Origin of the sequence: Vibrio sinaloensis DSM 21326 (genome assembly GCF_000189275.1) — a bacterium.
Classification (GTDB): Bacteria; Pseudomonadota; Gammaproteobacteria; order Enterobacterales; family Vibrionaceae; genus Vibrio; species Vibrio sinaloensis.
The window spans coordinates 21,444-44,467 of record NZ_AEVT01000002.1; the positions used below are offsets into that span (position 1 = coordinate 21,444).

Genomic DNA, 23,024 nt, shown 5'->3' on the forward strand with positions numbered 1-23,024 from the left:
AGTTGTAACATGAAAAAAAGATTTATCGCTGGAGCCAATTGCCCTAAATGCGCTCAACAAGACACATTACGCTGGTGGATAGAAAACAACATAGAACTGGTGGAGTGTGTCGAGTGTGGTCATCAAGATCAACGCAAGCCCCAATCTGTAGACACCAGTGAACATGCTGGCCAAGAAATGATTGGCATTTTTAAGCCAGATTGATTGAGTTTCTATAAATCATCCCCATAATAACCGGGTAGAAAGTTTGTAGACCACAGCCATTGCTGTGGTTCTTTTATTCTCCTTGGAGTCAATATGAAAATTGAAAAGAACGTAGTTGTAAGTCTTGCTTACCAAGTAAAACTAGAAGACGGCGCGGTTGTTGACCAATCAACAACAGAAGCACCACTAGATTACCTACACGGCAATAACAACCTAATCACAGGTCTAGAAACTGCTTTAGAAGGTAAGGAAGCGGGCGCTAAGTTCTCTGTGACAGTTTCTCCAGAAGAAGCATACGGTGAGCACAACGATGCGTTAGTTCAACGTGTTCCTGCTGACGTATTCCAAGGTGTTGATGAAATTGTAGTTGGTATGCGTTTTCTAGCGGATACAGACCAAGGCCCAATCCCGGTTGAAGTGACAGAAGTAGACGGTGATGAAGTGGTTGTTGATGGTAACCACATGCTAGCAGGTCAAACGCTGACATTTGATGTTGAAGTTGTCGCTCTTCGTGAAGCAACAGCAGAAGAGATTGAACACGGCCACGTTCACCAAGCGGGCGGCTGTGGTCATGACCACGATCACGAAGGCGGTTGTTGTGGTGGCGAAGGCCATGACCACGGCGAAGAAAAGAAAGACGGCTGCTGCGGTGGCGGTAGCTGCGGTTCTCACTAATCACTAGTTGATGAGTCGAATCGAAAGGCGTTTCCTGCTGTACGGGAAACGCCTTTTTTGTTATTACGAGTTGAGAGTTCGTGGCTAATAAAGAGGGACAGTTTGTGACACAACCTTTTTCAATCGCAATTCATGGTGGTGCGGGCACCATACTGCGCTCACAAATGAGTGAAGAGTTAAAGCGTGCCATCTTGGCCGATTTGGAAGCGTCAGTGAGAGCAGGGCACAAAATACTTAAGGACAGTGGCGATGCGCTTGATGCGGTTGTCGCGGCGGTAAAAGTCTTGGAAGACTCACCAAACTTTAATGCCGGTAAAGGTTCGGTACTGACCAATAAAGAGATGGTAGAGATGGACGCATCGATTATGCACGGTAGGGCCTTGGATGCAGGGGCCGTTGCCGGAGTGCGTCACATTAAAAACCCAATTGAGTTAGCCCGAGATGTGATGAAGCATAGCGAGCATGTATTGTTGATTGGTGAAGGGGCGGAGGAGTTTGCCTTTGTGAACGGGCATCAATTCACCGAGCAAGATTACTTCTTTACCGAGCGTCGCTACGAACAGTTGTTATCGATGAAAGAAAAAGGGCTATTCGCCTTGTCTGAGTCGAAATACCCAGATGATAAAAAGTATGGAACTGTTGGCGCCGTCGCGTTGGACCAGCACGGTAACTTGGCCGCAGCGACCAGTACTGGTGGTGTGACCAACAAAAAATATGGTCGTGTTGGTGATTCTTCCATTATTGGAGCAGGAACTTATGCTGAAAATGGTAACGTCGCTGTATCAACAACAGGGATGGGCGAATACTTTATTCGTAAGACGGTGGCAGGTGATGTTGCCGCGCGAATGCGTTACTTGAAAGAAGAGGTGAGTACAGCGAGTGATGCGGTTATTCAAGGTGAATTAAAACATATGGGTGGGGAAGGTGGTTTGATTGCAATTGATGCCCATGGCCGACACCACTTCGCGATGAATAGCTCAGGTATGTATCGTGCGGTGATTGATGTAGATGGCAAATTAACCGTTAGCATCTATGCTGATGAATAGATAATTGGCAGTAAAAACACATAAGTGGCTGATATAATTTGGCCTTGTATTAACCCGAAATGAGTTTCAGCGTAATTACACTTGCATGATTAAAAAATGACTGCAAGAAATGTGATTCAGTGCTAGAATCCATTTTTAACTAGCAATCAGAACTGGAAAGATGGGAAATAACGTAGTCGTTCTAGGCACCCAATGGGGTGACGAAGGTAAAGGTAAAATTGTTGACCTTTTAACTGAAGATGCAAAATATGTGGTTCGTTACCAAGGCGGTCACAATGCAGGCCACACATTAGTAATTGACGGTGAAAAAACCGTTCTTCACTTAATTCCATCAGGTATCCTTCGCGATAATATCAAATGTGTTATCGGTAATGGTGTTGTACTATCACCTGAAGCTCTAATCAAAGAAATGAAGCCTCTAGAAGCGCGCGGTATCCCGGTACGTGAGCGTCTTTTCGTTTCTGAAGCTTGTCCTCTAATTCTTCCTTACCACATTGCAATTGACCAAGCGCGTGAAATCGCTCGTGGTAAAAAAGCAATTGGTACAACGGGTCGTGGTATCGGTCCTGCTTACGAAGATAAAGTTGCTCGTCGCGGTCTACGCGTTGGCGATCTTTTCGATAAAGAAGTTTTCGCTGAAAAGCTAAAAGAAGTTATGGAATTCCACAACTTCCAGCTTGAGCACTTCTACAAAGCTGAAACAGTAAGCTACGAAGAAGTCCTAGAGCAGTGCATGGGTTACGCAGAACTATTAACTTCAATGGTTATCGACGTAACTGACGAACTAGACGCAGCGCGCAAGCGTGGCGACAAGATCATGTTCGAAGGCGCTCAAGGTACACTTCTTGATATCGACCACGGTACATACCCTTACGTTACATCTTCTAACACGACTGCTGGTGGTGTTGCTGCTGGTTCTGGTTTTGGTCCTCGCCACATCGGTTACATCCTTGGTATCACTAAGGCGTACTGTACTCGCGTAGGTTCAGGTCCTTTCCCAACAGAGCTGTATGATGGTCAAGATAAGCAAGACCCTGTAGGTAAACACCTTGGTGATGTTGGCCACGAGTTTGGTGCAACAACGGGGCGTCTACGTCGTACTGGTTGGTTCGATGCTGTCGCTATGCGTCGTGCGGTACAAATCAACTCGATCTCTGGCTTCTGTCTAACTAAGCTAGACGTTTTGGATGGCCTAGAAGAGCTAAAAATCTGTACAGGTTACAAGATGAAAGATGGCTCTATCCTAGAAGTGTCGCCAATGGCTGCTGAGGCCTTCGAAGAAGCGACGCCAATCTACGAAACTATGCCTGGCTGGTCTGAAACAACTTTTGGTGCAACTTCTATCGATGCGCTTCCACAAGCTGCTCTAGATTACATCAAGCGTATTGAAGAGCTAACTGGCGTTCCAGTGGACATCATCTCTACAGGCCCAGACCGTAACGAAACAATCATCAAGGTTCACCCATTCGAATCTTAATTGTTGATTGTTCTCGGTGAATTAAAAACCAGTGCTTAGGCGCTGGTTTTTTTATGACCAAATTCTGCTTGATCTATTGCTAGTGAATGGCAACAATTTGCCTGATAGCGGCAATTTTGATTAAAGAGTTAGCACCTGTTGCCGATATAACTATCAAGCTTGCCGCCTATGCGGCAAAAAGGGTGTGTCGTCATCGTCTTACTGATAAGTCGATGCGCTGCGCCAATGATCGAAGTAAAGAGTGCAGAATATGAAGCTAAGAAAATTAGCGGCTTCGATGGTGTTGGCTTTGAGTGCCTCTGCAGTTCAGGCAAATGATCTGTCTGATATTGGGGAGCCGGTACCTATTTATACCGAAGCAGAACTGATTAAACTGATAAACAACAATCAACATTTAGAGCGTGTTAAAGCGGACAACTGCCAATTGGTCGAAGATATTGTCGCTCGTGCAACTCGAATTAGCCTACCTGCTTATGAGTTTTTGTACGGTGATATGTTGGCCTGGGGAGTGTGTGTTGACCAAGATGTGGAGCTAGGTCTCTACTATATGGAAAATGCAGCGCACCAAGGTTTACCAGCAGCGTTGGAGCAGTTAGGGCGTTACTATTCTCGTGGCACCTTAGTTCAACAAGATAAAGAACGAGCGATTCCTTATTTAAGAGAAGCGGCCGCAATGGGCAACTTAAATGCGCGTATTCATCTTGCTGAACTGCTGCTTAGAGATTATGGCAGCCCTTTAGATTATGAAGACGCTTATCGCTGGCTATACAATTCGGTTACCGCTGATCAAAGAACTCACAAGCGCATTTCGATATTGCGCCAAGGTTTAGAAAGGCGAATGCCGGAAAACATTATTGTGCGAGCCAAAAAGCGTGATACTTTCTGGTAATCCGAAAAGAGTCAGTCTTACTGCACTCAGACTGACCCGCGAACGGATTCCATAAACATGCCCAGCAATGTGCTGGGCATGTTCGTTTTTCCTACCTATTGAACCACTTCTCCAGACTCGATAACGCTTTTTCGAACGACGTTAGTAAACTCGAGCGCTTCTTTGCGGATCGAATCTTCATCAACAGTAAGCATGTTGCGATCTTGCATCAGCAGTTTTCCGTCTACAATGGAATGACGAACATTGGCAGAATTGGCTGAGTACACCAAAGCCGAGTATGGGTTGTAAACGGGCACCATATTTGGCGCCTTGGTATCTATGACGATGATATCGGCTAGCTTGCCGACTTCAAGGGAACCAATCTTATCGTCCATGCGCAATGCTTTAGCAGCGCCCATGGTTGCCATATCGATTACTTTAATCGGTGGCATTGCGGCTCGATCTTGATTGACTAACTTGTGTACCTTGGCGACTTGGTTGAATTCATCAATGGTACTGAGCGTGTTACCTGACATTGGACCATCAGTTCCTAAGCCGATACGCACATCTTCATCATACATCTTAAGGGCAGGGGATACGCCTTTGGCTGATTTAATGTTGGCACTCATGTTGTGTGCTACACCCATACCTGACTCTTTGACTAGTTGAATATCCTTATCATCAACCAGAATCATGTGTGCTCCCACAAGGTTTTGGTTCAATGCGCCAATGCTGTGCATATATTCAACGGGCGACATGCCGTTTGCACGCTGGGCAATTTTTTCTTCCTCGCGATGAGATTCTGCTAAGTGAATCATGACCGGGACATCTTTTTCTAGTGACAGTTTTGCGATCTTCTGCAGAACTTCCGTCGTATTGGTATACGGTGCGTGTGGTGCAAACGCTGGGGTGATGCGTGGGTGATCTTTGTACTCTTCAATAAACTTGAGTGCGTACTGGATGCCTTCTTCTGCATTTGCTGCATCTGCGACAGGGAATTTAATCACGGTTTCGCCAAGAACCGCACGCATACCGATTTTGTCGACCGTTTTAGCGACTTCATCCTCGAAATAATACATGTCAGCGTAAGTTGTTACCCCGCCCTTAACCATTTCAACATTACCGAGATTAGCGCCAATGCGTACCATATCGCGCGACACCAGTTTAGCTTCCAGTGGGAAAATATATCGGTGCAGTCTATCGGGTACATCATCTGCCAAAGAGCGGAACACTGTCATTGAAACGTGTGTGTGCGTATTGATAAGGCCTGGCATCACGATGTCACCGTCAACATCCATCACCTTTTGGGCTTGGTATTGTCCCTCAAGTGATTCATCGCCAACGGCGATAATTTGGTTGCCCTTAATCACCACTGTACCTTTCTCGTAAACAGTTTTATCTTGGTTCATGGTTAACACCATGGCGTCAGTGATCATTAAGTCGGCTTTTTCGACCGCAAGACTAGGAAGTGAAAATAGGCTCAGGCTAGCAATGGCCGAAGCCACTAAAGTTCGTTTGATGCTCATAGCAATACCTGCAGTAAAAGGAACAGTAAAATTTTCCTGAATCATACCCCCTTATTTACTAAGTGCAATCGTTTGCCCGGTCAGTTGCAACGAAGTGTGATCTTTATCGTACGATGTGATGAGTTGTGAAGAGTCGAGGTAAGTTATGAAAAAGGCGTGGAAAAACTGCGAAATTAAAGCGACTTACCTGTAGCTTAACTCGGTAGTCAGATATACTAGTTTTAATTCCCTTCCTTTGTTAATTAGGCGTGCCTATGTCAGACAACATTCATAATGACCCATTTGCCGATCGTGAATCTGAAAACTATGAAAACCCGATTCCAAGTCGCGAGTTTATTCTTGAGTTTTTAGAGCAAGCCGGTGTGCCAATGAACCGTAATGATCTCTTTGAAGCGCTACAGCTTAAAGGAGAAGAGCACTATGAGGGGTTGCGTCGTCGTCTTCGTGCGATGGAACGTGATGGCCAGTTAGTGTTCACGCGTCGACAATGTTATGCGTTGCCTGAGAAACTCGAAATGGTAAAAGGTTACGTGATCGGTCACAAAGACGGTCACGGCTGGGTACGTCCGGAAGGCAGCGTTGGTAAAGACAATGATATTGTGTTGCCACACCATCAAATGAAAAACATCATCCACGGTGATTACGTTCTAGTGCAACCCACGGATAATTCTAAGCGAGGGCGTAAGGAAGGACGTCTTGTTCGTGTGCTTGAAGAGCGTCAAACTCAAATCGTTGGCCGCTTCTTTATGGAGTATGGCTACTCTTATGTGGTTCCTGATGATTCGAGAATCAGCCAAGACATACTGATTCCAAATGAATTACGTGGCAGTGCTCGAATGGGCAATGTCGTCGTGATTGAGATTACTGATCGTGGTTCCCGCTCTCGCGGCATGATGGGTAAAGTGGTCGAAGTGCTTGGTGAAAACATGGCACCGGGTATGGAGACTCAGATTGCCATCCGTACTCATCAAATCCCACATGAATGGCCAGAGGCTGTCGATAAACAAATCGCTGGTTTAGGTGAAGAAGTCCCTGAAGAAGCGAAGCAAGGTCGGGTTGATCTGCGTGATTTACCACTCGTGACGATTGATGGTGAAGATGCGCGTGATTTCGATGATGCCGTTTTCTGTGAGAAGAAGAAAAGCGGTGGTTGGCGCTTGTGGGTCGCGATTGCTGATGTGAGCTACTATGTACGTACCGATTCAGCGCTTGATAAAGAGGCGATCAATCGAGGTAACTCTGTCTATTTCCCATCACAAGTCGTGCCTATGTTGCCGGAAGTACTGTCTAATGGTTTATGTTCGTTAAACCCTCAGGTCGACCGCTTGTGTATGGTGTGTGAGATGACCATCTCAGAGACGGGTAAGCTGTCTGGCTATAAGCACTACGAAGCGGTGATGAACTCTCATGCTCGTTTAACTTACAACAAAGTGCATGACATCCTGGAAGGGGATGAAGAGTTGAGAATGCGTTACCACAAACTGGTTCCGCACCTAGAAGAATTGCACAAGATGTACAAAGTGCTCAAGCATGCCCGTGATAATCGTGGCGCAATAGAGTTTGAGACGGTGGAAACCAAATTCATCTTTAATGCAGAACGCAAGATCGACAGCATCGAGCCTGTGATTCGAAATGATGCCCATAAGATCATTGAAGAATGTATGATTCTTGCCAACATCGCGTCTGCCTCTTTGGTTGAGAAGGCTAAAGAGCCGGCACTATATCGAATTCACGAATCTCCAGGTGAACTTCGTCTACAAGGCTTCCGCGATTTTCTCGGAGAGCTTGGCCTACATTTAAACGGCGGATTGGAGCCATCACCTACAGACTATGCTGATCTGGTGAAACAAATCGCAGAGCGTCAAGACAAAGAACTCATTCAAACTATGCTGCTGCGCTCAATGAAGCAAGCGGTATACAACGCCGACAACTGTGGTCACTTTGGTTTGGCATTGAAACGCTATGCGCACTTCACTTCGCCAATTCGACGTTATCCCGATTTATTATTGCATCGTGCGATAAAATATCTGATTGCCAAAGAGAACGGTACGCTTAAAGATCGTTGGACGCCAACAGGTGGCTATCACTATTCGTTTGATGATATGGACTTCTATGGTGAGCAATGCTCAATGACAGAACGCCGAGCTGATGATGCGACGCGTGAAGTGTCGGATTGGCTTAAGTGTGAATACATGCAAGACCACGTAGGCGAAGAGCTTGAAGGGGTAATCGCAAACGTAACGGGCTTCGGTTTCTTTGTACGTCTCAGTGATTTGCATATTGACGGCTTAGTTCATATTTCAGCATTAGACAATGATTACTACCAGTTTGATCCGATTGGTCAGAGACTGATAGGAGAAAGCTTTGGCGCAATCTACCGATTGGGTGATGCGGTAAAAGTTAAAGTTCTTTCGGTAAACCTTGATGATCGACAAATTGACTTTGAATTGGTCGAAACAAGCCGTAAGCTACGCGGCAAAGGAAAAACGGCGAAGAAGCGCGTGGCTGAAGCGAAACGCAAAGCCAAGGAGAAAAAGCGTGCTGCGACAAAAGGTGGCAAGCCTAGTCGCACGGCAAGCCCAGAGGTTGAGCCAACGAAGCGCCCTGAAAAAGCTCAAGACGGCGGAACGCCGAAGAAGCCTAAAGTAACGAAGGCACGTAAGAAGAAGCCGGGTGCCAAGCCGAAGAAGACTAAGCGTACTAAAAAAGCTGCGCAGTAAAAGCGAATTAATAGGTTTTTAAATGAGTAACGAATTTATCTATGGTATTCACGCTGTTAAAGCTGTATTAGAGCGTGAACCTGAGCGTTTTATTGAAGCATTTGTATTGAAAGGTCGTCAAGATGACCGACTGATGCCAATCTTAAACGAACTGCAAGTATGCGGTGTGTCTATTCAGCAAATGACACGTAAGACCCTTGATGACAAAGCTCGTGGAGCTAATCATCAAGGCATCATGGCTCGAGTTAAGCCAGCTAAACAGCTAAACGAGAATGACTTAGATGACATTCTTGCTAAGCACGAATCCCCACTATTGTTGGTGCTTGATGGCGTCACTGACCCACATAACCTAGGTGCTTGTCTCCGTAACGCCGATGCTGCTGGTGTCGCCGCGGTAATTGTCCCTAAAGATAAGTCAGCGAATATAACCGCGACAGTCAGTAAAGTAGCCTGTGGCGCTGCAGAGGCTGTACCTTTGGTGCGTGTGACAAATCTAGCACGAACTATGCGTGCTTTGCAGGAGCAAGGAGTATGGTTCGTTGGCACAGCAGGTGAAGCTACCCACGATATTTATCAAGCCAAATTAACGGGGTCATTGGCTATCGTTATGGGCGCGGAGGGTGACGGCATGCGTCGCCTAACTCGTGAGACGTGTGATGACCTAATTAAGATCCCAATGGCAGGGAGCGTCTCTAGCCTAAACGTGTCTGTAGCATCGGGCGTTTGTCTGTTTGAGGCTGTACGCCAACGCTTAGGGTAAACAACCATACGTAGTGCTCCTGTTCAGCAGGAGCGCTGGCGTACGGATGACTGATAGCCACCACTTAATTTAAGTGAATAATTTTATTCTCGCATCCCGACTCGTATCTTTCCCCGTTTAATTTTCAAACAGCCCTTGCACATAAAACTGTGATCTGTATAATGCGTCGCACTGGTTAAGCCAGTTGTGAACCAATGAGCAATGAGGAGCGAGTAAATCTTCGGATTTACGAGGTAATGTAGACTCAGCTTATGTTCGCGGTTAATACAATTAGCTATCTTTTCTTCGGAAAAACTATCCCCAGAGGTGACTCTGGCATATAGGGATAGTTAATCGAAAATTAACTGACAATGCGTCCTAATCTTGGATGCTACGGTTTCACATAAATCAATCGGCATTCTCTCGCCTTTGCGAGTTTGAGTGGCGATATTGTTTGTGTAATTTTTAATATTGGAGCTCTGTCTCATGCAGAACCAACGTATCCGTATCCGCCTAAAAGCATTCGATTACAAACTAATCGACGCTTCTACAGCGGAAATCGTTGAAACAGCTAAGCGCACTGGCGCACAGGTTCGTGGTCCAATCCCACTACCTACTCGTAAAGAGCGTTTCACAGTTCTTATCTCTCCACACGTTAACAAAAAAGCACGTGACCAGTACGAAATCCGTACTCACAAGCGTCTAATCGACATCGTTGAGCCAACAGACAAAACTGTTGATGCTCTAATGCGTCTAGACCTTGCTGCGGGCGTTGACGTTCAAATTAGCCTAGGTTAAGGGAGATTAGAAGAATGATTGGTCTAATCGGTCGTAAAGTGGGTATGACCCGCGTATTTACTGAAGAAGGCGTTTCTATCCCAGTAACTGTTGTTGAGGTTGAAGCTAACCGTGTTTCTCAAGTTAAAACTCTTGAGACTGACGGCTACGCAGCAATCCAGGTTACTACTGGTGCTAAGAAAGCTAACCGCGTATCTAAGCCAGAAGCAGGTCACTTCGCGAAAGCAGGTGTTGAAGCTGGTCGTGGTCTTTGGGAATTCCGTTTGGAAAACGATGAAGAGTTTGCAGTTGGCGCTGAGCTAACAGTTGAACTATTCAACGACACAAAGAAAGTAGACGTTACTGGTACATCTAAGGGTAAAGGTTTCCAAGGCGCTGTTAAGCGTTGGAACTTCCGTACTCAAGATATGACTCACGGTAACTCATTGTCTCACCGTGCTCCTGGTTCTATCGGTCAATGTCAGACTCCAGGTCGCGTATTTAAAGGCAAGAAAATGGCAGGTCACATGGGTGCTGAGCGTGTAACGACTCAAAACCTAGAGATCGTACGTGTTGACGCTGAGCGCAATCTGCTTCTTATCAAAGGTGCAGTACCAGGCTCAACAGGTGGCAACGTGATCGTTAAACCAGCTGTTAAAGCATAACGTCTCAGGAGTAAGTAATGGAACTAATGGTTAAAGGTGCTGATGCACTAACTGTTTCCGAAACTACTTTCGGACGTGAGTTTAACGAAGCTCTTGTACACCAAGTAGTTGTTGCGTTTGCAGCAGGTGCTCGTCAAGGTACACGTGCTCAAAAAACACGTTCAGAAGTTTCTGGCGGTGGCGCTAAGCCATGGCGTCAAAAAGGTACTGGCCGTGCGCGTGCTGGTACAATCCGTAGCCCAATCTGGCGTACAGGTGGTGTTACTTTTGCTGCGAAACCACAAGATCACAGCCAAAAAGTAAACAAGAAAATGTACCGTGGTGCTATGAAGAGCATTCTTTCTGAGCTAGTTCGTCAAGAGCGTCTAATCGTTGTTGATAACTTCTCTGTAGAAGCACCAAAAACTAAAGAGCTTGTAGCTAAGCTTAAAGAGCTTGAGCTAACAGATGCGCTTATCGTGACTAGCGAAGTAGATGAAAATCTTTTCCTAGCTGCTCGTAACCTATACAAAGTTGACGCTCGTGACGTTGCTGGTATCGACCCAGTTTCTCTAATCGCGTTCGACAAAGTTGTAATGACTGCTGAAGCAGTTAAGCAAGTTGAGGAGATGCTAGCATGATCACTGAAGAGCGTATCCTAAAAGTTCTACGTGCACCGCACATCTCTGAAAAAGCAACTATGGCAGCTGAGAAAGCGAACACTATCGTTTTCAAAGTAGCTAAAGATGCAACTAAGAAAGAGATCAAAGCAGCTGTAGAAAAGCTATTTGAAGTTGAAGTTAAGTCTGTAAATACTCTTATCACTAAGGGTAAGACCAAACGTCAAGGTCTACGCCAAGGTCGCCGCAGCGACGTTAAGAAAGCGTACGTTACTTTGAAAGAAGGTCAAGATCTTGACTTCGTTGGCGGCGCGGAATAACAGGAGTAGTTGAACAATGGCTATTGTTAAATGTAAGCCGACTTCCCCTGGTCGTCGTCACGTTGTAAAAGTTGTTAACGCTGACCTACACAAGGGCAAGCCATACGCACCTCTTCTAGAGAAAAACTCTAAGAACGGTGGTCGTAACAACAACGGTCGTATCACAGTACGTCACATCGGCGGTGGTCACAAGCACCACTACCGTGTAATTGACTTTAAACGTACTAAAGACGGTATCCCAGCGAAAGTTGAGCGTCTAGAATACGATCCAAACCGTAGCGCTAACATCGCTCTAGTTCTGTACGCAGACGGTGAGCGTCGTTACATCCTAGCACCTAAAGGTGTTCAAGCTGGTGATGCTATCCAGTCTGGTGCTGATGCACCAATCAAAGCTGGTAACGCTCTACCAATGCGTAACATCCCAGTAGGTTCAACTGTACACAACGTTGAACTTAAGCCTGGTAAAGGTGGTCAGCTAGCTCGTTCGGCTGGTGCTTATGCTCAAATCGTTGCTCGCGACGGTGCATACGTAACTATCCGTCTACGTTCTGGCGAAATGCGCAAAGTACTTTCTGAAGGCCGTGCAACAATCGGTGAAGTTGGTAACTCTGAGCACATGCTACGTGAACTTGGTAAAGCTGGTGCTTCACGCTGGCGCGGCGTACGTCCAACCGTACGTGGTGTAGTAATGAACCCAGTAGACCACCCACACGGTGGTGGTGAAGGCCGTACTTCTGGTGGTCGTCACCCAGTTTCACCATGGGGTCAGCCAACTAAAGGCTTCAAGACTCGTAAGAACAAACGCACTGACAAGTACATCGTACGTCGTCGTAACAAGTAATCTATATAAAGAGGAATCGCCATGCCACGTTCTCTCAAGAAAGGTCCATTTATTGACCTACACTTGCTGAAGAAGGTAGAGAAAGCGGTGGAAAGCGGAGACAAAAAGCCTATTAAGACTTGGTCCCGTCGTTCAATGATCATCCCTACGATGATCGGTTTGACCATCGCTGTCCATAATGGTCGTCAGCACGTACCAGTTTTCGTAACCGAAGAAATGATCGGTCACAAACTGGGTGAATTTGCACCAACTCGTACTTACCGCGGCCACGTCGTGGATAAGAAAGCGAAGAAGCGTTAAGGAGTAGATGATGGAAGCACTAGCTAAACATAACTTTGCTCGCATTTCGCCTCAGAAAGCTCGCTTAGTTGCGGATCAAATTCGTGGTAAATCTGTAGACCAAGCTCTAGAAATTCTAACGTTCAGCAACAAAAAAGCTGCTGACCTAATCAAGAAGGTTCTTGAGTCAGCTATCGCTAACGCGGAGCACAATGAAGGCGCAGATATTGACGATCTAAATGTCGCAAAAATCTTCGTAGATGAAGGCCCGATCATGAAGCGTATTATGCCTCGTGCTAAAGGTCGTGCGGATCGTATCTTGAAGCGTTCAAGCCACATCACTGTTGTTGTAGCAGATCGCTAAGAGACTAGGAGAGTAAGCAATGGGTCAAAAAGTACATCCTAATGGTATTCGTCTAGGCATCGTTAAGCCTTGGAATGCTACATGGTTTGCTAACACCAAAGATTTCGCTGACAACCTAGACGGCGACTTCAAGGTACGTCAGTTCCTTACAAGTGAACTGAAAAAAGCATCACTTTCACGCATCGTTATCGAGCGTCCTGCTAAGAGCATCCGTGTGACTATTCACACTGCTCGTCCAGGCGTTGTAATCGGTAAGAAAGGTGAAGACGTAGAGAAACTACGCACAGCTGTAGCTAAGATTGCAGGTGTACCAGCGCAAATCAACATCGCTGAAGTACGCAAGCCTGAGCTAGATGCACAGCTTGTAGGTGATAGCATCGCGTCTCAGCTAGAGCGTCGTGTTATGTTCCGTCGTGCTATGAAGCGCGCGGTACAAAACGCTATGCGTCTAGGCGCTAAAGGCATCAAAGTAGAAGTAAGCGGTCGTCTAGGCGGCGCTGAAATTGCACGTTCAGAGTGGTACCGTGAAGGTCGTGTGCCTCTACACACTCTACGTGCTGACATTGATTACGCAACTTCTTCGGCTCACACTCAATACGGTGTGATCGGCATTAAAGTTTGGATCTTCAAAGGTGAGATTCTAGGCGGTATGCCAGCAGCTAACGCTGTAGAGCCTAAAGGCGACAAGCCTAAGAAGCAGCGCAAAGGCCGTAAGTAAGGAGTCGAACGATGCTACAACCTAAACGTACTAAGTTCCGTAAGGTTCAGACTGGTCGTAACCGTGGTCTAGCTAAAGGTACTGAAGTAAGCTTCGGCGAATTCGGTCTTAAAGCAACTGGCCGTGGTCGTCTAACTGCTCGTCAGATCGAAGCGGCACGTCGTGCAATGACACGTCACGTTAAGCGTCAAGGTAAAATCTGGATCCGTGTGTTCCCAGACAAACCTATCACAGAAAAACCACTAGAAGTTCGTCAAGGTAAGGGTAAAGGTAACGTTGAGTACTGGGTAGCCCAAATCCAACCTGGTAAGGTTATGTACGAAATGGGTGGTGTACCTGAAGAATTGGCACGTGAAGCGTTCCGCCTAGCGGCTCGTAAACTGCCATTCAAGACTACATTTGTAACTAAGCAGGTGATGTGATGAAAGCACAAGATCTACGCGAGAAAAGCGTTGAAGAGCTTAACGCTGAGCTATTGAATTTGCTACGCGAACAGTTCAACTTGCGCATGCAAGCTGCAACTGGTCAGCTACAGCAGACTCATACTCTGAAAGCTGTACGCCGTGATATCGCACGTGTGAAAACTGTTTTGACTGAGAAGGCAGGCGCATAATGAGCGAAGTAAAACGTACTCAACAAGGTCGTGTTGTTAGCGACAAGATGGACAAGTCTATCGTAGTTGCTATCGAGCGCATGGTTAAGCACCCAATTTACGGTAAATACGTAAAGCGCACGACTAAAGTACACGCACATGACGAGAACAACGAATGTGGCCTAGGCGACAGCGTTGAAATCGCAGAGTGTCGTCCAATGTCTAAGACTAAGTCTTGGACTTTGGTTAAAGTCCTAGAAAAAGCGAAAGGTTAATCCCTAGCTAATTCTATGAAATTAAACGGCTCCAAAAATATTTTTGGGGCCGTTTATTTTTTGACTACCCAACTCTAAAAAAGGGTGGTACAATTCGCGTCCCTTTTAAAGAGGCAGCCCGACCCGTGAGGGTCTAGTTTTTTTATATATTTAGCGGAGCACTAACATGATCCAAATGCAAAGTATGCTGGACGCAGCTGATAACTCAGGCGCTCGCAGCGTAATGTGTATTAAGGTTCTGGGTGGCTCTCACCGCCGTTATGCACATATCGGTGACGTCATCAAAGTTACTGTTAAGGAAGCAATTCCTCGCGGTAAAGTTAAGAAAGGTGACGTTCTGAAGGCGGTGGTAGTTCGCACCCGTAAAGGCGTACGTCGTCCAGACGGTTCTGTCATTCGCTTCGACCGTAATGCTTGCGTATTGTTGAACGACAATACTGAGCAACCAATCGGTACACGTATCTTTGGTCCTGTGACTCGCGAACTTCGTGGCGATAAGTTCATGAAGATCGTTTCACTGGCTCCAGAAGTTCTGTAAGGAGCACGTAAGATGGCAGCTAAAATCCGTCGTAATGACGAAGTAATCGTTCTTGCTGGTAAAGATAAAGGCAAGAAAGGTAAAGTAACTAAGGTTCTAGCAACTGGTAAAGTTATCGTTGAAGGTATCAACCTAGTTAAGAAACACCAAAAACCTGTTCCAGCTCTAGGTATCCAAGGCGGTATCGTTGAGCAGGAAGCAGCTATTGACGTTTCTAACGTGGCAGTTTTCAACGCAGCAACTGGTAAAGCTGACCGTATCGGTTTCCGTTTCGAAGATGGCAAGAAAGTTCGTTTCTTCAAGTCTAACGGCGAAACTGTTTCTAACTAATAGAAAGTAATTTGGAGTTCTACTATGGCGAAACTGCATGATTACTACAAGTCGTCTGTAGTCGCTGAACTGACCAAAGAGTTCAGCTACACAAGCGTCATGCAAGTCCCTAGAATCGAGAAAATCACCCTAAACATGGGTGTTGGTGAAGCAATCAACGACAAGAAACTGCTAGAAAACGCAGCAGCTGATATGGCAACGATCTCTGGTCAAAAGCCACTTATCACTAAAGCGCGTAAATCTGTTGCAGGTTTCAAAATCCGCGAAGGCTACCCTATCGGTTGTAAAGTAACCTTGCGTGGCGAACGTATGTGGGATTTTCTTGAGCGTTTAATTAACATCGCTCTTCCACGTGTACGTGACTTCCGTGGTGTTAGCGCTAAGTCTTTTGACGGACGCGGTAACTACAGCATGGGCGTTCGCGAGCAAATCATCTTCCCGGAAATCGACTTTGATAAAGTTGATCGAGTACGCGGTCTAGACATCACTATTACGACGTCTGCTGGTACTGATGAGGAAGGCCGTGCTCTGCTGGCTGCCTTTAACTTCCCATTCCGTAAGTAAGGTGAAGGGTTACTGTTATGGCTAAACAATCTATGAAAGCGCGCGAAGCAAAGCGTGCGAAGCTAGTAGCTAAGTTCGCTGAAAAGCGTGCAGCGCTAAAAGCTATCATCAGCGATGTAAACGCATCTGAAGAAGATCGTTGGAACGCAGTTCTTACTCTGCAATCTCTTCCACGTGATTCAAGTGCATCACGTCAGCGCAACCGTTGTAACCAAACTGGTCGTCCACACGGTTACCTACGTAAGTTCGGTCTAAGCCGTATCAAAGTTCGTGAAGCTTGCATGAAAGGCGAGATTCCTGGACTTCGTAAGGCTAGCTGGTAATTGCCACTTAATCATTTGGAGTAAATCATATGAGCATGCAAGATCCGATTTCGGATATGCTGACCCGCGTTCGTAACGGTCAGGCAGCAAACAAAGTTGCTGTAAAAATGCCTTCTTCAAAGCTTAAAGTTGCAATCGCTGCACTACTAAAAGCTGAAGGTTACATCGTTGACTTCGCTGTTGAAGGCGAAGCAAAACCTGAGCTAGAAGTTACTCTTAAGTACTTCCAAGCTAAACCAGTAATCGAGCAACTTAAACGTGTTTCTCGTCCAGGTCTACGTGTTTACAAGAAGAAAGATGAACTTCCTTCTGTAATGGGTGGTCTTGGTGTTGCTATCGTTTCAACTTCCAAGGGTCTTATGTCAGACCGTGCTGCACGTAAAGCAGGTCTTGGTGGTGAAATCATCGCTTACGTAGCGTAATAGGAGTAGAAAATGTCTCGTGTTGCTAAAGCACCTGTCGCTATTCCAGCTGGCGTAGAGGTGAAACTAAACGGCCAAGAAATCACTGTAAAAGGTGCTAAAGGCGAACTATCTCGCGTTCTTAACGCTGCGGTAGTTGTAGCTCAGGAAGAAAACAATCTTACTTTCGGTCCTAAAGAAGGTGTTGTAAACGCATGGGCACAAGCTGGTACAGCTCGCGCTCTAGTTAACAACATGGTTCTTGGTGTTACTGAAGGCTTTACTAAGAAGCTAACTCTTAAAGGTGTTGGTTACCGTGCTGCTATCAAAGGCAAAGCTGTAGCTCTAACACTAGGCTTCTCTCACCCTGTTGAGCACGAGTTGCCAGAGGGTATTAAAGCTGAGTGTCCTAGCCAAACTGAAATCGTGATCACTGGTTGTGACAAACAACTTGTTGGTCAGGTTGCGGCTGACATTCGTTCTTACCGTGAGCCTGAGCCTTACAAAGGTAAAGGTGTTCGTTACGCAGATGAAAATGTGCGTACTAAAGAAGCTAAGAAGAAGTAAGGTAACACTATGGATAAGAAAGCATCTCGCATCCGTCGTGCTACACGTGCACGTCGTAAGATTGCAGAACTGGGTGCAACTCGCCTAGTAGTACACCGTACTCCTCGTCACGTGTACGCTCAGGTTATTGCAGCTAACGGCTCTGAGGTTATCGCAGCAGCTTCTACTGTAGAAAAAGCGATCCGTGAGCAAGTTAAGAACACTGGTAACATCGATGCAGCTAAAGCAGTAGGTAAAGCTGTTGCTGAGCGCGCTCTTGAAAAAGGCGTAGCTTCAGTTGCATTTGATCGTTCTGGTTTCCAATACCACGGTCGAGTAGCGGCGCTAGCAGAATCTGCTCGCGAAGCTGGTCTGAAATTCTAAGGTAGGGTTGGAAGATGGCTAAAGAACAACAAGTTCAAGCGAATGATTTGCAAGAAAAGCTAATCGCAGTTAACCGTGTATCTAAGACGGTTAAAGGTGGTCGAATCATGAGCTTCACTGCACTAACAGTAGTTGGTGACGGTAACGGTCGCGTAGGTTTCGGTTACGGCAAAGCTCGTGAAGTACCTGCAGCGATTCAAAAAGCAATGGAAAAAGCACGTCGTAACATGACTACGATCGCGCTTAACGAAGGCACTCTTCACCACCCAGTGAAAGGTCGCCACTCGGGCTCTAAAGTTTACATGCAGCCTGCTGCAGAAGGTACTGGTGTAATCGCAGGTGGTGCGATGCGTGCAGTACTAGAAGTTGCTGGCGTACACAACGTACTATCTAAAGCATACGGTTCTACGAACCCTATCAACATCGTTCGTGCAACGATCGATGCACTAGGTAGCATGAAGTCGCCAGAAATGGTTGCTGCTAAACGTGGTCTAACTGTTGAATCTATTTCGGAGTAAGAACACCATGGCAACTATTAAAGTAACTCAAACTAAAAGCTCAATTGGTCGTCTACCTAAGCACAAAGCGTGTCTTAAAGGTCTAGGCCTTCGTAAAATCAACCACACAGTAGAACTTGAAGATACTCCGTGCGTTCGCGGTATGATCAACAAGGTTTACTACATGGTTAAAGTTGAGGAGTAATCAGAATGCGTTTGAATACTCTATCTCCAGCTGCTGGTGCTAAGACTACTGCTAAGCGTGTAGGTCGTGGTATCGGTTCTGGCCTAGGTAAGACTGGTGGCCGTGGTCACAAAGGTCAAAAGTCACGTTCTGGCGGTTCAGTTCGTCCAGGTTTTGAAGGCGGTCAGATGCCTCTAAAACAACGTCTACCAAAATTCGGCTTCACTTCTCGTAAGAGCCTAGTGTCTGCTGAAGTTCGTCTAGCTGAGCTAGCGAAAGTAACTGGTGACGTAGTAGATCTAAACAGCCTTAAAGCTGCTAACGTTATCACTAAGAACATCGAATTCGTAAAAGTTGTTCTATCTGGTGAAATCAACAAAGCAGTGACTGTAAAAGGTCTACGTGTGACTAAAGGCGCTAAAGCTGCAATCGAAGCTGCAGGCGGTAAAATCGAGGAATAATCTCGAGGAACGAGGTACAGATGGCTAAGAAACCAGGACAAGATTTTCGTAGTGCTCAGAGCGGCTTAAGTGAACTAAAGTCGCGCTTGTTATTCGTAATTGGTGCACTTTTAGTATTCCGAGCCGGCTCTTTTGTGCCGATTCCTGGTATTGACGCTGCTGTACTTGCCGATTTGTTCGAACAGCAAAAAGGTACCATCGTAGAAATGTTTAACATGTTCTCCGGTGGTGCTCTTGAGCGTGCATCTATATTAGCGTTGGGCATCATGCCGTATATTTCGGCTTCGATTGTTGTCCAACTGCTAACTGTAGTTCATCCAGCGTTAGCTGAACTCAAAAAAGAGGGTGAAGCAGGCCGTCGTAAGATCAGCCAATATACACGCTACGGCACGCTTGTACTTGCAACATTCCAAGCTATTGGTATTGCAACAGGCTTACCAAACATGGTCGACAATCTGGTTGTTATCAACCAAACCATGTTTACGCTTATTGCTACCGTAAGTTTAGTAACCGGCACCATGTTCCTAATGTGGTTAGGTGAACAAATTACAGAGCGTGGAATCGGTAATGGTATCTCATTACTGATCTTTGCAGGTATTGTTGCTGGATTGCCTTCTGCAATCGGTCAAACAATCGAGCAAGCGCGTCAAGGTGAATTGCATGTACTTCTTCTGCTGTTAATTGCTGTATTAGCATTCGCAGTTATTTACTTTGTTGTTTTCATGGAACGTGGTCAACGTCGTATCGTCGTAAACTACGCGAAGCGTCAACAAGGTCGCAAAGTATTTGCTGCGCAAAGCACTCACTTGCCACTTAAAATTAATATGGCAGGTGTTATTCCGGCAATTTTCGCATCAAGCATTATCCTGTTCCCAGGAACATTGGCTCAGTGGTTTGGTCAAAATGGTGAGAGCAGCGCGTTCGGTTGGTTAACTGACGTGTCTTTGGCTCTTAGCCCAGGTCAACCTCTATATGTAATGCTTTATGCAGCAGCGATTATTTTCTTCTGTTTCTTCTACACGGCGTTGGTATTCAACCCGCGTGAAACAGCAGATAATCTGAAGAAGTCTGGTGCATTCGTACCCGGTATCCGCCCAGGTGAGCAGACAGCTAAGTACATTGATAAAGTAATGACACGTCTAACCCTTGCTGGTGCACTGTACATTACCTTTATCTGTCTGATTCCAGAGTTTATGATGGTCGCGTGGAACGTACGTTTCTACTTCGGCGGTACATCACTACTTATCGTAGTCGTTGTAATCATGGACTTTATGGCACAGGTACAGACTCATATGATGTCCCAACAGTATGATTCTGTGTTGAAGAAAGCGAATCTGAAAGGTTACGGCCGTTAATCCGGCGGTAACTTCAGTTCCAATTACGGAGTTTAGCAATGAAAGTTCGTGCTTCCGTTAAAAAAATCTGCCGTAACTGTAAAGTTATCAAGCGTAACGGTGTCGTTCGCGTGATTTGCAGTGAGCCAAAGCACAAGCAGCGCCAAGGCTAATCAGCAGAAATTTTTACTTGAAATATAAGGTAGTGTCGAGTATATTCCTCGGCCTACCTTTTGCGTGCAAAAGAAGTAGTATTCCGCAGCGTATCCATAACGGGCTTTGCTGCGGCTAATTCTTTTATAGAAACACTAGGAGTGAATAATGGCCCGTATAGCAGGCATTAACATTCCTGATCAAAAACATGCTGTAATCGCTTTAACAGCGATCTACGGTATCGGTAAAACTCGCTCTCAAGCTATCCTAGCTGAAGTGGGTATTGCTGAAGATGTTAAGATCAGTGAACTAACTGAAGAGCAGATCGATCAACTGCGTGATGGTGTAGCTAAGTACACTGTAGAAGGTGATCTACGTCGTGAAGTATCTATGAACATCAAGCGTCTTATGGACCTTGGCTGTTACCGTGGTCTTCGTCATCGTCGCAGTCTACCACTACGTGGACAGCGTACTAAAACCAATGCTCGCACCCGTAAGGGTCCGCGTAAGCCGATCAAGAAATAATCGGGAAGGTAGAGTACAATGGCTAAACAACCAACTCGCGCTCGTAAGCGCGTACGCAAGCAAGTTGCAGATGGCGTTGCGCACATCCATGCATCTTTCAATAACACAATCGTAACCATTACTGACCGTCAAGGTAACGCTCTAGCTTGGGCTACTGCAGGTGGTTCAGGTTTCCGCGGTTCTCGTAAGTCTACTCCGTTCGCTGCACAGGTTGCTGCTGAGCGTTGTGCTGAAATGGCTAAAGAATACGGCCTAAAGAACTTGGAAGTTATGGTTAAGGGTCCTGGTCCAGGTCGTGAATCTACTGTTCGCGCACTGAACGCTGCTGGTTTCCGCATCACAAACATTGTTGATGCTACACCAATCCCTCATAACGGTTGTCGTCCACCTAAGAAACGTCGCGTATAACGTTTTTTAGATTACTGGAGAAAGATCATGGCAAGATATTTGGGTCCTAAGCTGAAGCTTAGCCGTCGCGAAGGTACTGACTTATTCCTTAAGTCTGGTGTACGCGCGATCGATACCAAGTGTAAAATTGATAACGCACCAGGTGTACACGGCGCTCGTCGCGGTCGTCTATCTGAGTATGGCGTTCAGCTTCGTGAGAAGCAAAAAGTACGTCGTATGTACGGCGTTCTAGAAAAACAATTCCGTAACTACTACAAAGAAGCAGCTCGCCTTAAAGGCAACACTGGTGAAAACCTACTTCAGCTTCTTGAAGGTCGTCTTGATAACGTAGTTTACCGCATGGGCTTTGGTGCAACTCGCGCAGAAGCACGTCAGCTAGTTAGCCACAAAGCTATCCTAGTTAACGGTAAAGTTGTAAACGTTCCTTCTTTCAAAGTTGCGGCTAACGACGTTGTTGCTATCCGCGAGAAAGCTCAAAAGCAATCTCGTATTAAAGCGGCTCTAGAAGTTGCTGAACAACGCGAAAAACCAACTTGGATTGAAGTAGATGGTGGTAAGATGGAAGGTACGTTCAAGCGTCTGCCTGAGCGTTCAGATCTGTCTGCTGACATCAACGAACAACTGATCGTCGAGCTTTACTCTAAGTAAGGTTTAAATTAAAGAGAGGACACAATGCAGGGTTCTGTAACAGAATTTCTTAAGCCACGTCTTGTTGACATCGAACAAGTTAGCACGACACACGCAAAAGTAACTCTTGAGCCATTAGAGCGTGGTTTTGGCCATACTCTTGGTAATGCACTTCGCCGTATTCTTCTATCTTCTATGCCAGGTTGTGCTGTAACAGAAGTAGAAATCGAAGGCGTACTTCATGAGTACAGCACTAAAGAAGGTGTTCAAGAAGACATTCTTGAAATCCTACTTAACCTTAAAGGTCTAGCTGTACGTGTTGCCGAAGGCAAAGATGAAGTATTCATTACTTTGAACAAATCAGGCTCGGGCCCTGTGGTTGCAGGTGACATCACCCATGATGGTGATGTAGAGATCGCTAACCCAGAACACGTTATTTGTCACCTAACGGATGACAATGCTGAGATCGCAATGCGTATCAAAGTTGAACGTGGTCGTGGTTACGTTCCAGCTTCGGCTCGTATCCATACTGAAGAAGATGAGCGTCCAATTGGTCGCCTACTGGTTGACGCTACGTACAGCCCAGTAGACAAGATTGCTTATTCTGTTGAAGCAGCTCGTGTAGAGCAGCGTACAGACTTAGACAAGCTTGTTATCGACATGGAAACGAACGGTACTCTTGACCCTGAGGAAGCAATCCGTCGCGCAGCTACTATCCTAGCTGAGCAACTGGATGCGTTCGTAGATCTACGTGATGTACGTGTACCTGAGGAGAAGGAAGAGAAGCCAGAATTCGATCCGATCCTACTGCGTCCTGTAGACGATCTTGAACTAACAGTTCGCTCTGCTAACTGTCTGAAAGCAGAAGCGATTCACTACATCGGTGATCTTGTACAGCGTACTGAGGTTGAGCTACTTAAAACGCCTAACCTGGGTAAAAAATCTCTTACAGAGATTAAAGACGTACTTGCATCACGTGGTCTTTCTCTTGGCATGCGCCTAGAAAACTGGCCACCAGCGTCTATCGCTGAAGATTAATCGATAATAGTTAGAAGGATTAGGTC

Annotated in this window: 35 protein-coding genes; 34 read left to right on the forward strand and 1 reads right to left on the reverse strand. The window is 46.0% G+C overall.

Annotation, left to right across the window (positions count from 1 at the left end; all coding sequences use genetic code 11):
• Positions 1 to 9 precede the first annotated feature (9 nt).
• From RH45_RS00140 to motX, 5 genes are all read left to right on the forward strand, one after another.
• Positions 10 to 204 carry a YheV family putative zinc ribbon protein gene (locus RH45_RS00140; protein ID WP_008072253.1) on the forward strand — a complete coding sequence of 65 codons (195 nt, stop codon included), beginning with the start codon at positions 10 to 12 and terminating at the stop codon, positions 202 to 204.
• A 93-nt stretch (positions 205 to 297) separates the two neighbouring features.
• Entirely contained in the window at positions 298 to 879 is a 582-nt protein-coding gene (gene slyD / locus RH45_RS00145; RefSeq protein WP_008072255.1) for a peptidylprolyl isomerase, read from the forward strand.
• Positions 880 to 983: 104 nt separating this feature from the next.
• Complete coding sequence (locus RH45_RS00150) at positions 984 to 1,925, forward strand: isoaspartyl peptidase/L-asparaginase family protein (protein WP_008072256.1); 942 nt, start codon at positions 984 to 986, stop codon at positions 1,923 to 1,925.
• Positions 1,926 to 2,085: 160 nt separating this feature from the next.
• On the forward strand, positions 2,086 to 3,402 hold the full coding sequence (locus RH45_RS00155; protein WP_008072258.1) for an adenylosuccinate synthase: 1,317 nt from the start codon (positions 2,086 to 2,088) through the stop codon (positions 3,400 to 3,402).
• A gap of 250 nt (positions 3,403 to 3,652) precedes the next feature.
• Positions 3,653 to 4,291 carry a flagellar protein MotX gene (gene motX, locus RH45_RS00160; protein WP_008072260.1) on the forward strand — a complete coding sequence of 213 codons (639 nt, stop codon included), beginning with the start codon at positions 3,653 to 3,655 and terminating at the stop codon, positions 4,289 to 4,291.
• A 95-nt stretch (positions 4,292 to 4,386) separates the two neighbouring features.
• Here the strand turns inward: motX and RH45_RS00165 are convergent, their stop codons facing one another.
• Complete coding sequence (locus tag RH45_RS00165) at positions 4,387 to 5,796, reverse strand: amidohydrolase (RefSeq protein WP_039958053.1); 1,410 nt, start codon at positions 5,794 to 5,796, stop codon at positions 4,387 to 4,389.
• A 254-nt stretch (positions 5,797 to 6,050) separates the two neighbouring features.
• Between RH45_RS00165 and rnr the strand changes: the two genes are divergently transcribed.
• From rnr to RH45_RS00310, 29 genes are all read left to right on the forward strand, one after another.
• Positions 6,051 to 8,516, forward strand: coding sequence for a ribonuclease R (gene rnr, locus RH45_RS00170; protein ID WP_008072265.1), 2,466 nt, complete (start codon positions 6,051 to 6,053; stop codon positions 8,514 to 8,516).
• Between the two features lie 22 nt (positions 8,517 to 8,538).
• Complete coding sequence (gene rlmB / locus RH45_RS00175; RefSeq protein ID WP_008072266.1) at positions 8,539 to 9,276, forward strand: 23S rRNA (guanosine(2251)-2'-O)-methyltransferase RlmB; 738 nt, start codon at positions 8,539 to 8,541, stop codon at positions 9,274 to 9,276.
• Positions 9,277 to 9,741: 465 nt separating this feature from the next.
• Positions 9,742 to 10,053, forward strand: a complete 312-nt coding sequence (gene rpsJ / locus RH45_RS00180; protein WP_004410492.1) for a 30S ribosomal protein S10 — start codon at positions 9,742 to 9,744, stop codon at positions 10,051 to 10,053.
• A gap of 14 nt (positions 10,054 to 10,067) precedes the next feature.
• Positions 10,068 to 10,697 carry a 50S ribosomal protein L3 gene (gene rplC, locus RH45_RS00185; RefSeq protein ID WP_008072322.1) on the forward strand — a complete coding sequence of 210 codons (630 nt, stop codon included), beginning with the start codon at positions 10,068 to 10,070 and terminating at the stop codon, positions 10,695 to 10,697.
• 17 nt (positions 10,698 to 10,714) lie between these two features.
• Positions 10,715 to 11,317 carry a 50S ribosomal protein L4 gene (gene rplD, locus RH45_RS00190; RefSeq protein ID WP_005435074.1) on the forward strand — a complete coding sequence of 201 codons (603 nt, stop codon included), beginning with the start codon at positions 10,715 to 10,717 and terminating at the stop codon, positions 11,315 to 11,317.
• The gene (rplW, locus tag RH45_RS00195; protein ID WP_004398471.1) at positions 11,314 to 11,616 is read left to right on the forward strand and encodes a 50S ribosomal protein L23; all 303 of its coding nucleotides are present in this window, start codon (positions 11,314 to 11,316) and stop codon (positions 11,614 to 11,616) included. Before rplD ends, rplW begins: the two co-directional genes overlap by 4 nt.
• 16 nt (positions 11,617 to 11,632) lie before the next feature.
• The gene (gene rplB, locus RH45_RS00200; RefSeq protein ID WP_006963217.1) at positions 11,633 to 12,457 is read left to right on the forward strand and encodes a 50S ribosomal protein L2; all 825 of its coding nucleotides are present in this window, start codon (positions 11,633 to 11,635) and stop codon (positions 12,455 to 12,457) included.
• Positions 12,458 to 12,478: 21 nt separating this feature from the next.
• Positions 12,479 to 12,757 (forward strand): 30S ribosomal protein S19, encoded by a 279-nt coding sequence (gene rpsS / locus RH45_RS00205; RefSeq protein WP_004745876.1) that lies wholly within the window; start codon positions 12,479 to 12,481, stop codon positions 12,755 to 12,757.
• 10 nt (positions 12,758 to 12,767) lie between these two features.
• Positions 12,768 to 13,100, forward strand: a complete 333-nt coding sequence (rplV, locus tag RH45_RS00210) for a 50S ribosomal protein L22 (protein ID WP_004745877.1) — start codon at positions 12,768 to 12,770, stop codon at positions 13,098 to 13,100.
• Between the two features lie 19 nt (positions 13,101 to 13,119).
• Positions 13,120 to 13,818 (forward strand): 30S ribosomal protein S3, encoded by a 699-nt coding sequence (gene rpsC, locus RH45_RS00215; protein WP_004745879.1) that lies wholly within the window; start codon positions 13,120 to 13,122, stop codon positions 13,816 to 13,818.
• An 11-nt stretch (positions 13,819 to 13,829) separates the two neighbouring features.
• Positions 13,830 to 14,240, forward strand: coding sequence for a 50S ribosomal protein L16 (gene rplP / locus RH45_RS00220; protein WP_008072330.1), 411 nt, complete (start codon positions 13,830 to 13,832; stop codon positions 14,238 to 14,240).
• Positions 14,240 to 14,431, forward strand: a complete 192-nt coding sequence (gene rpmC, locus RH45_RS00225; RefSeq protein WP_004410456.1) for a 50S ribosomal protein L29 — start codon at positions 14,240 to 14,242, stop codon at positions 14,429 to 14,431. Before rplP ends, rpmC begins: the two co-directional genes overlap by 1 nt.
• Entirely contained in the window at positions 14,431 to 14,685 is a 255-nt protein-coding gene (gene rpsQ / locus RH45_RS00230; protein ID WP_008072333.1) for a 30S ribosomal protein S17, read from the forward strand. The genes rpmC and rpsQ overlap by 1 nt, the downstream gene beginning before the upstream one ends.
• A 166-nt stretch (positions 14,686 to 14,851) precedes the next feature.
• Positions 14,852 to 15,223, forward strand: coding sequence for a 50S ribosomal protein L14 (gene rplN, locus RH45_RS00235; RefSeq protein WP_004410450.1), 372 nt, complete (start codon positions 14,852 to 14,854; stop codon positions 15,221 to 15,223).
• A gap of 12 nt (positions 15,224 to 15,235) precedes the next feature.
• A complete protein-coding gene (gene rplX, locus RH45_RS00240) occupies positions 15,236 to 15,553 on the forward strand; it encodes a 50S ribosomal protein L24 (RefSeq protein ID WP_008072338.1) in 318 nt (105 codons plus the stop codon).
• A gap of 24 nt (positions 15,554 to 15,577) precedes the next feature.
• Positions 15,578 to 16,117, forward strand: a complete 540-nt coding sequence (gene rplE, locus RH45_RS00245) for a 50S ribosomal protein L5 (RefSeq protein WP_008072340.1) — start codon at positions 15,578 to 15,580, stop codon at positions 16,115 to 16,117.
• Positions 16,118 to 16,134: 17 nt separating this feature from the next.
• Positions 16,135 to 16,440 (forward strand): 30S ribosomal protein S14, encoded by a 306-nt coding sequence (gene rpsN / locus RH45_RS00250; RefSeq protein ID WP_005455658.1) that lies wholly within the window; start codon positions 16,135 to 16,137, stop codon positions 16,438 to 16,440.
• 29 nt (positions 16,441 to 16,469) lie between these two features.
• The gene (rpsH, locus tag RH45_RS00255; protein WP_005476983.1) at positions 16,470 to 16,862 is read left to right on the forward strand and encodes a 30S ribosomal protein S8; all 393 of its coding nucleotides are present in this window, start codon (positions 16,470 to 16,472) and stop codon (positions 16,860 to 16,862) included.
• A 12-nt stretch (positions 16,863 to 16,874) separates the two neighbouring features.
• On the forward strand, positions 16,875 to 17,408 hold the full coding sequence (gene rplF / locus RH45_RS00260; protein WP_008072350.1) for a 50S ribosomal protein L6: 534 nt from the start codon (positions 16,875 to 16,877) through the stop codon (positions 17,406 to 17,408).
• A 9-nt stretch (positions 17,409 to 17,417) separates the two neighbouring features.
• Positions 17,418 to 17,771, forward strand: coding sequence for a 50S ribosomal protein L18 (gene rplR / locus RH45_RS00265; RefSeq protein ID WP_008072351.1), 354 nt, complete (start codon positions 17,418 to 17,420; stop codon positions 17,769 to 17,771).
• Between the two features lie 14 nt (positions 17,772 to 17,785).
• Complete coding sequence (gene rpsE / locus RH45_RS00270; RefSeq protein WP_004745894.1) at positions 17,786 to 18,289, forward strand: 30S ribosomal protein S5; 504 nt, start codon at positions 17,786 to 17,788, stop codon at positions 18,287 to 18,289.
• Between the two features lie 7 nt (positions 18,290 to 18,296).
• On the forward strand, positions 18,297 to 18,473 hold the full coding sequence (rpmD, locus tag RH45_RS00275; RefSeq protein ID WP_004410429.1) for a 50S ribosomal protein L30: 177 nt from the start codon (positions 18,297 to 18,299) through the stop codon (positions 18,471 to 18,473).
• Positions 18,474 to 18,478: 5 nt separating this feature from the next.
• Positions 18,479 to 18,913, forward strand: coding sequence for a 50S ribosomal protein L15 (gene rplO, locus RH45_RS00280; RefSeq protein ID WP_004410426.1), 435 nt, complete (start codon positions 18,479 to 18,481; stop codon positions 18,911 to 18,913).
• Between the two features lie 20 nt (positions 18,914 to 18,933).
• Entirely contained in the window at positions 18,934 to 20,268 is a 1,335-nt protein-coding gene (gene secY, locus RH45_RS00285) for a preprotein translocase subunit SecY (protein WP_008072356.1), read from the forward strand.
• 38 nt (positions 20,269 to 20,306) lie between these two features.
• Positions 20,307 to 20,420 (forward strand): 50S ribosomal protein L36, encoded by a 114-nt coding sequence (gene rpmJ / locus RH45_RS00290; RefSeq protein WP_000868186.1) that lies wholly within the window; start codon positions 20,307 to 20,309, stop codon positions 20,418 to 20,420.
• Positions 20,421 to 20,568: 148 nt separating this feature from the next.
• Positions 20,569 to 20,925 carry a 30S ribosomal protein S13 gene (gene rpsM / locus RH45_RS00295; RefSeq protein WP_005450559.1) on the forward strand — a complete coding sequence of 119 codons (357 nt, stop codon included), beginning with the start codon at positions 20,569 to 20,571 and terminating at the stop codon, positions 20,923 to 20,925.
• 18 nt (positions 20,926 to 20,943) lie between these two features.
• A complete protein-coding gene (gene rpsK / locus RH45_RS00300; RefSeq protein ID WP_001118870.1) occupies positions 20,944 to 21,333 on the forward strand; it encodes a 30S ribosomal protein S11 in 390 nt (129 codons plus the stop codon).
• A gap of 27 nt (positions 21,334 to 21,360) precedes the next feature.
• Positions 21,361 to 21,981, forward strand: a complete 621-nt coding sequence (gene rpsD, locus RH45_RS00305) for a 30S ribosomal protein S4 (RefSeq protein ID WP_005477001.1) — start codon at positions 21,361 to 21,363, stop codon at positions 21,979 to 21,981.
• Positions 21,982 to 22,005: 24 nt separating this feature from the next.
• The gene (locus RH45_RS00310) at positions 22,006 to 22,998 is read left to right on the forward strand and encodes a DNA-directed RNA polymerase subunit alpha (RefSeq protein WP_004410407.1); all 993 of its coding nucleotides are present in this window, start codon (positions 22,006 to 22,008) and stop codon (positions 22,996 to 22,998) included.
• The last annotated feature ends 26 nt before the right edge of the window (positions 22,999 to 23,024 follow it).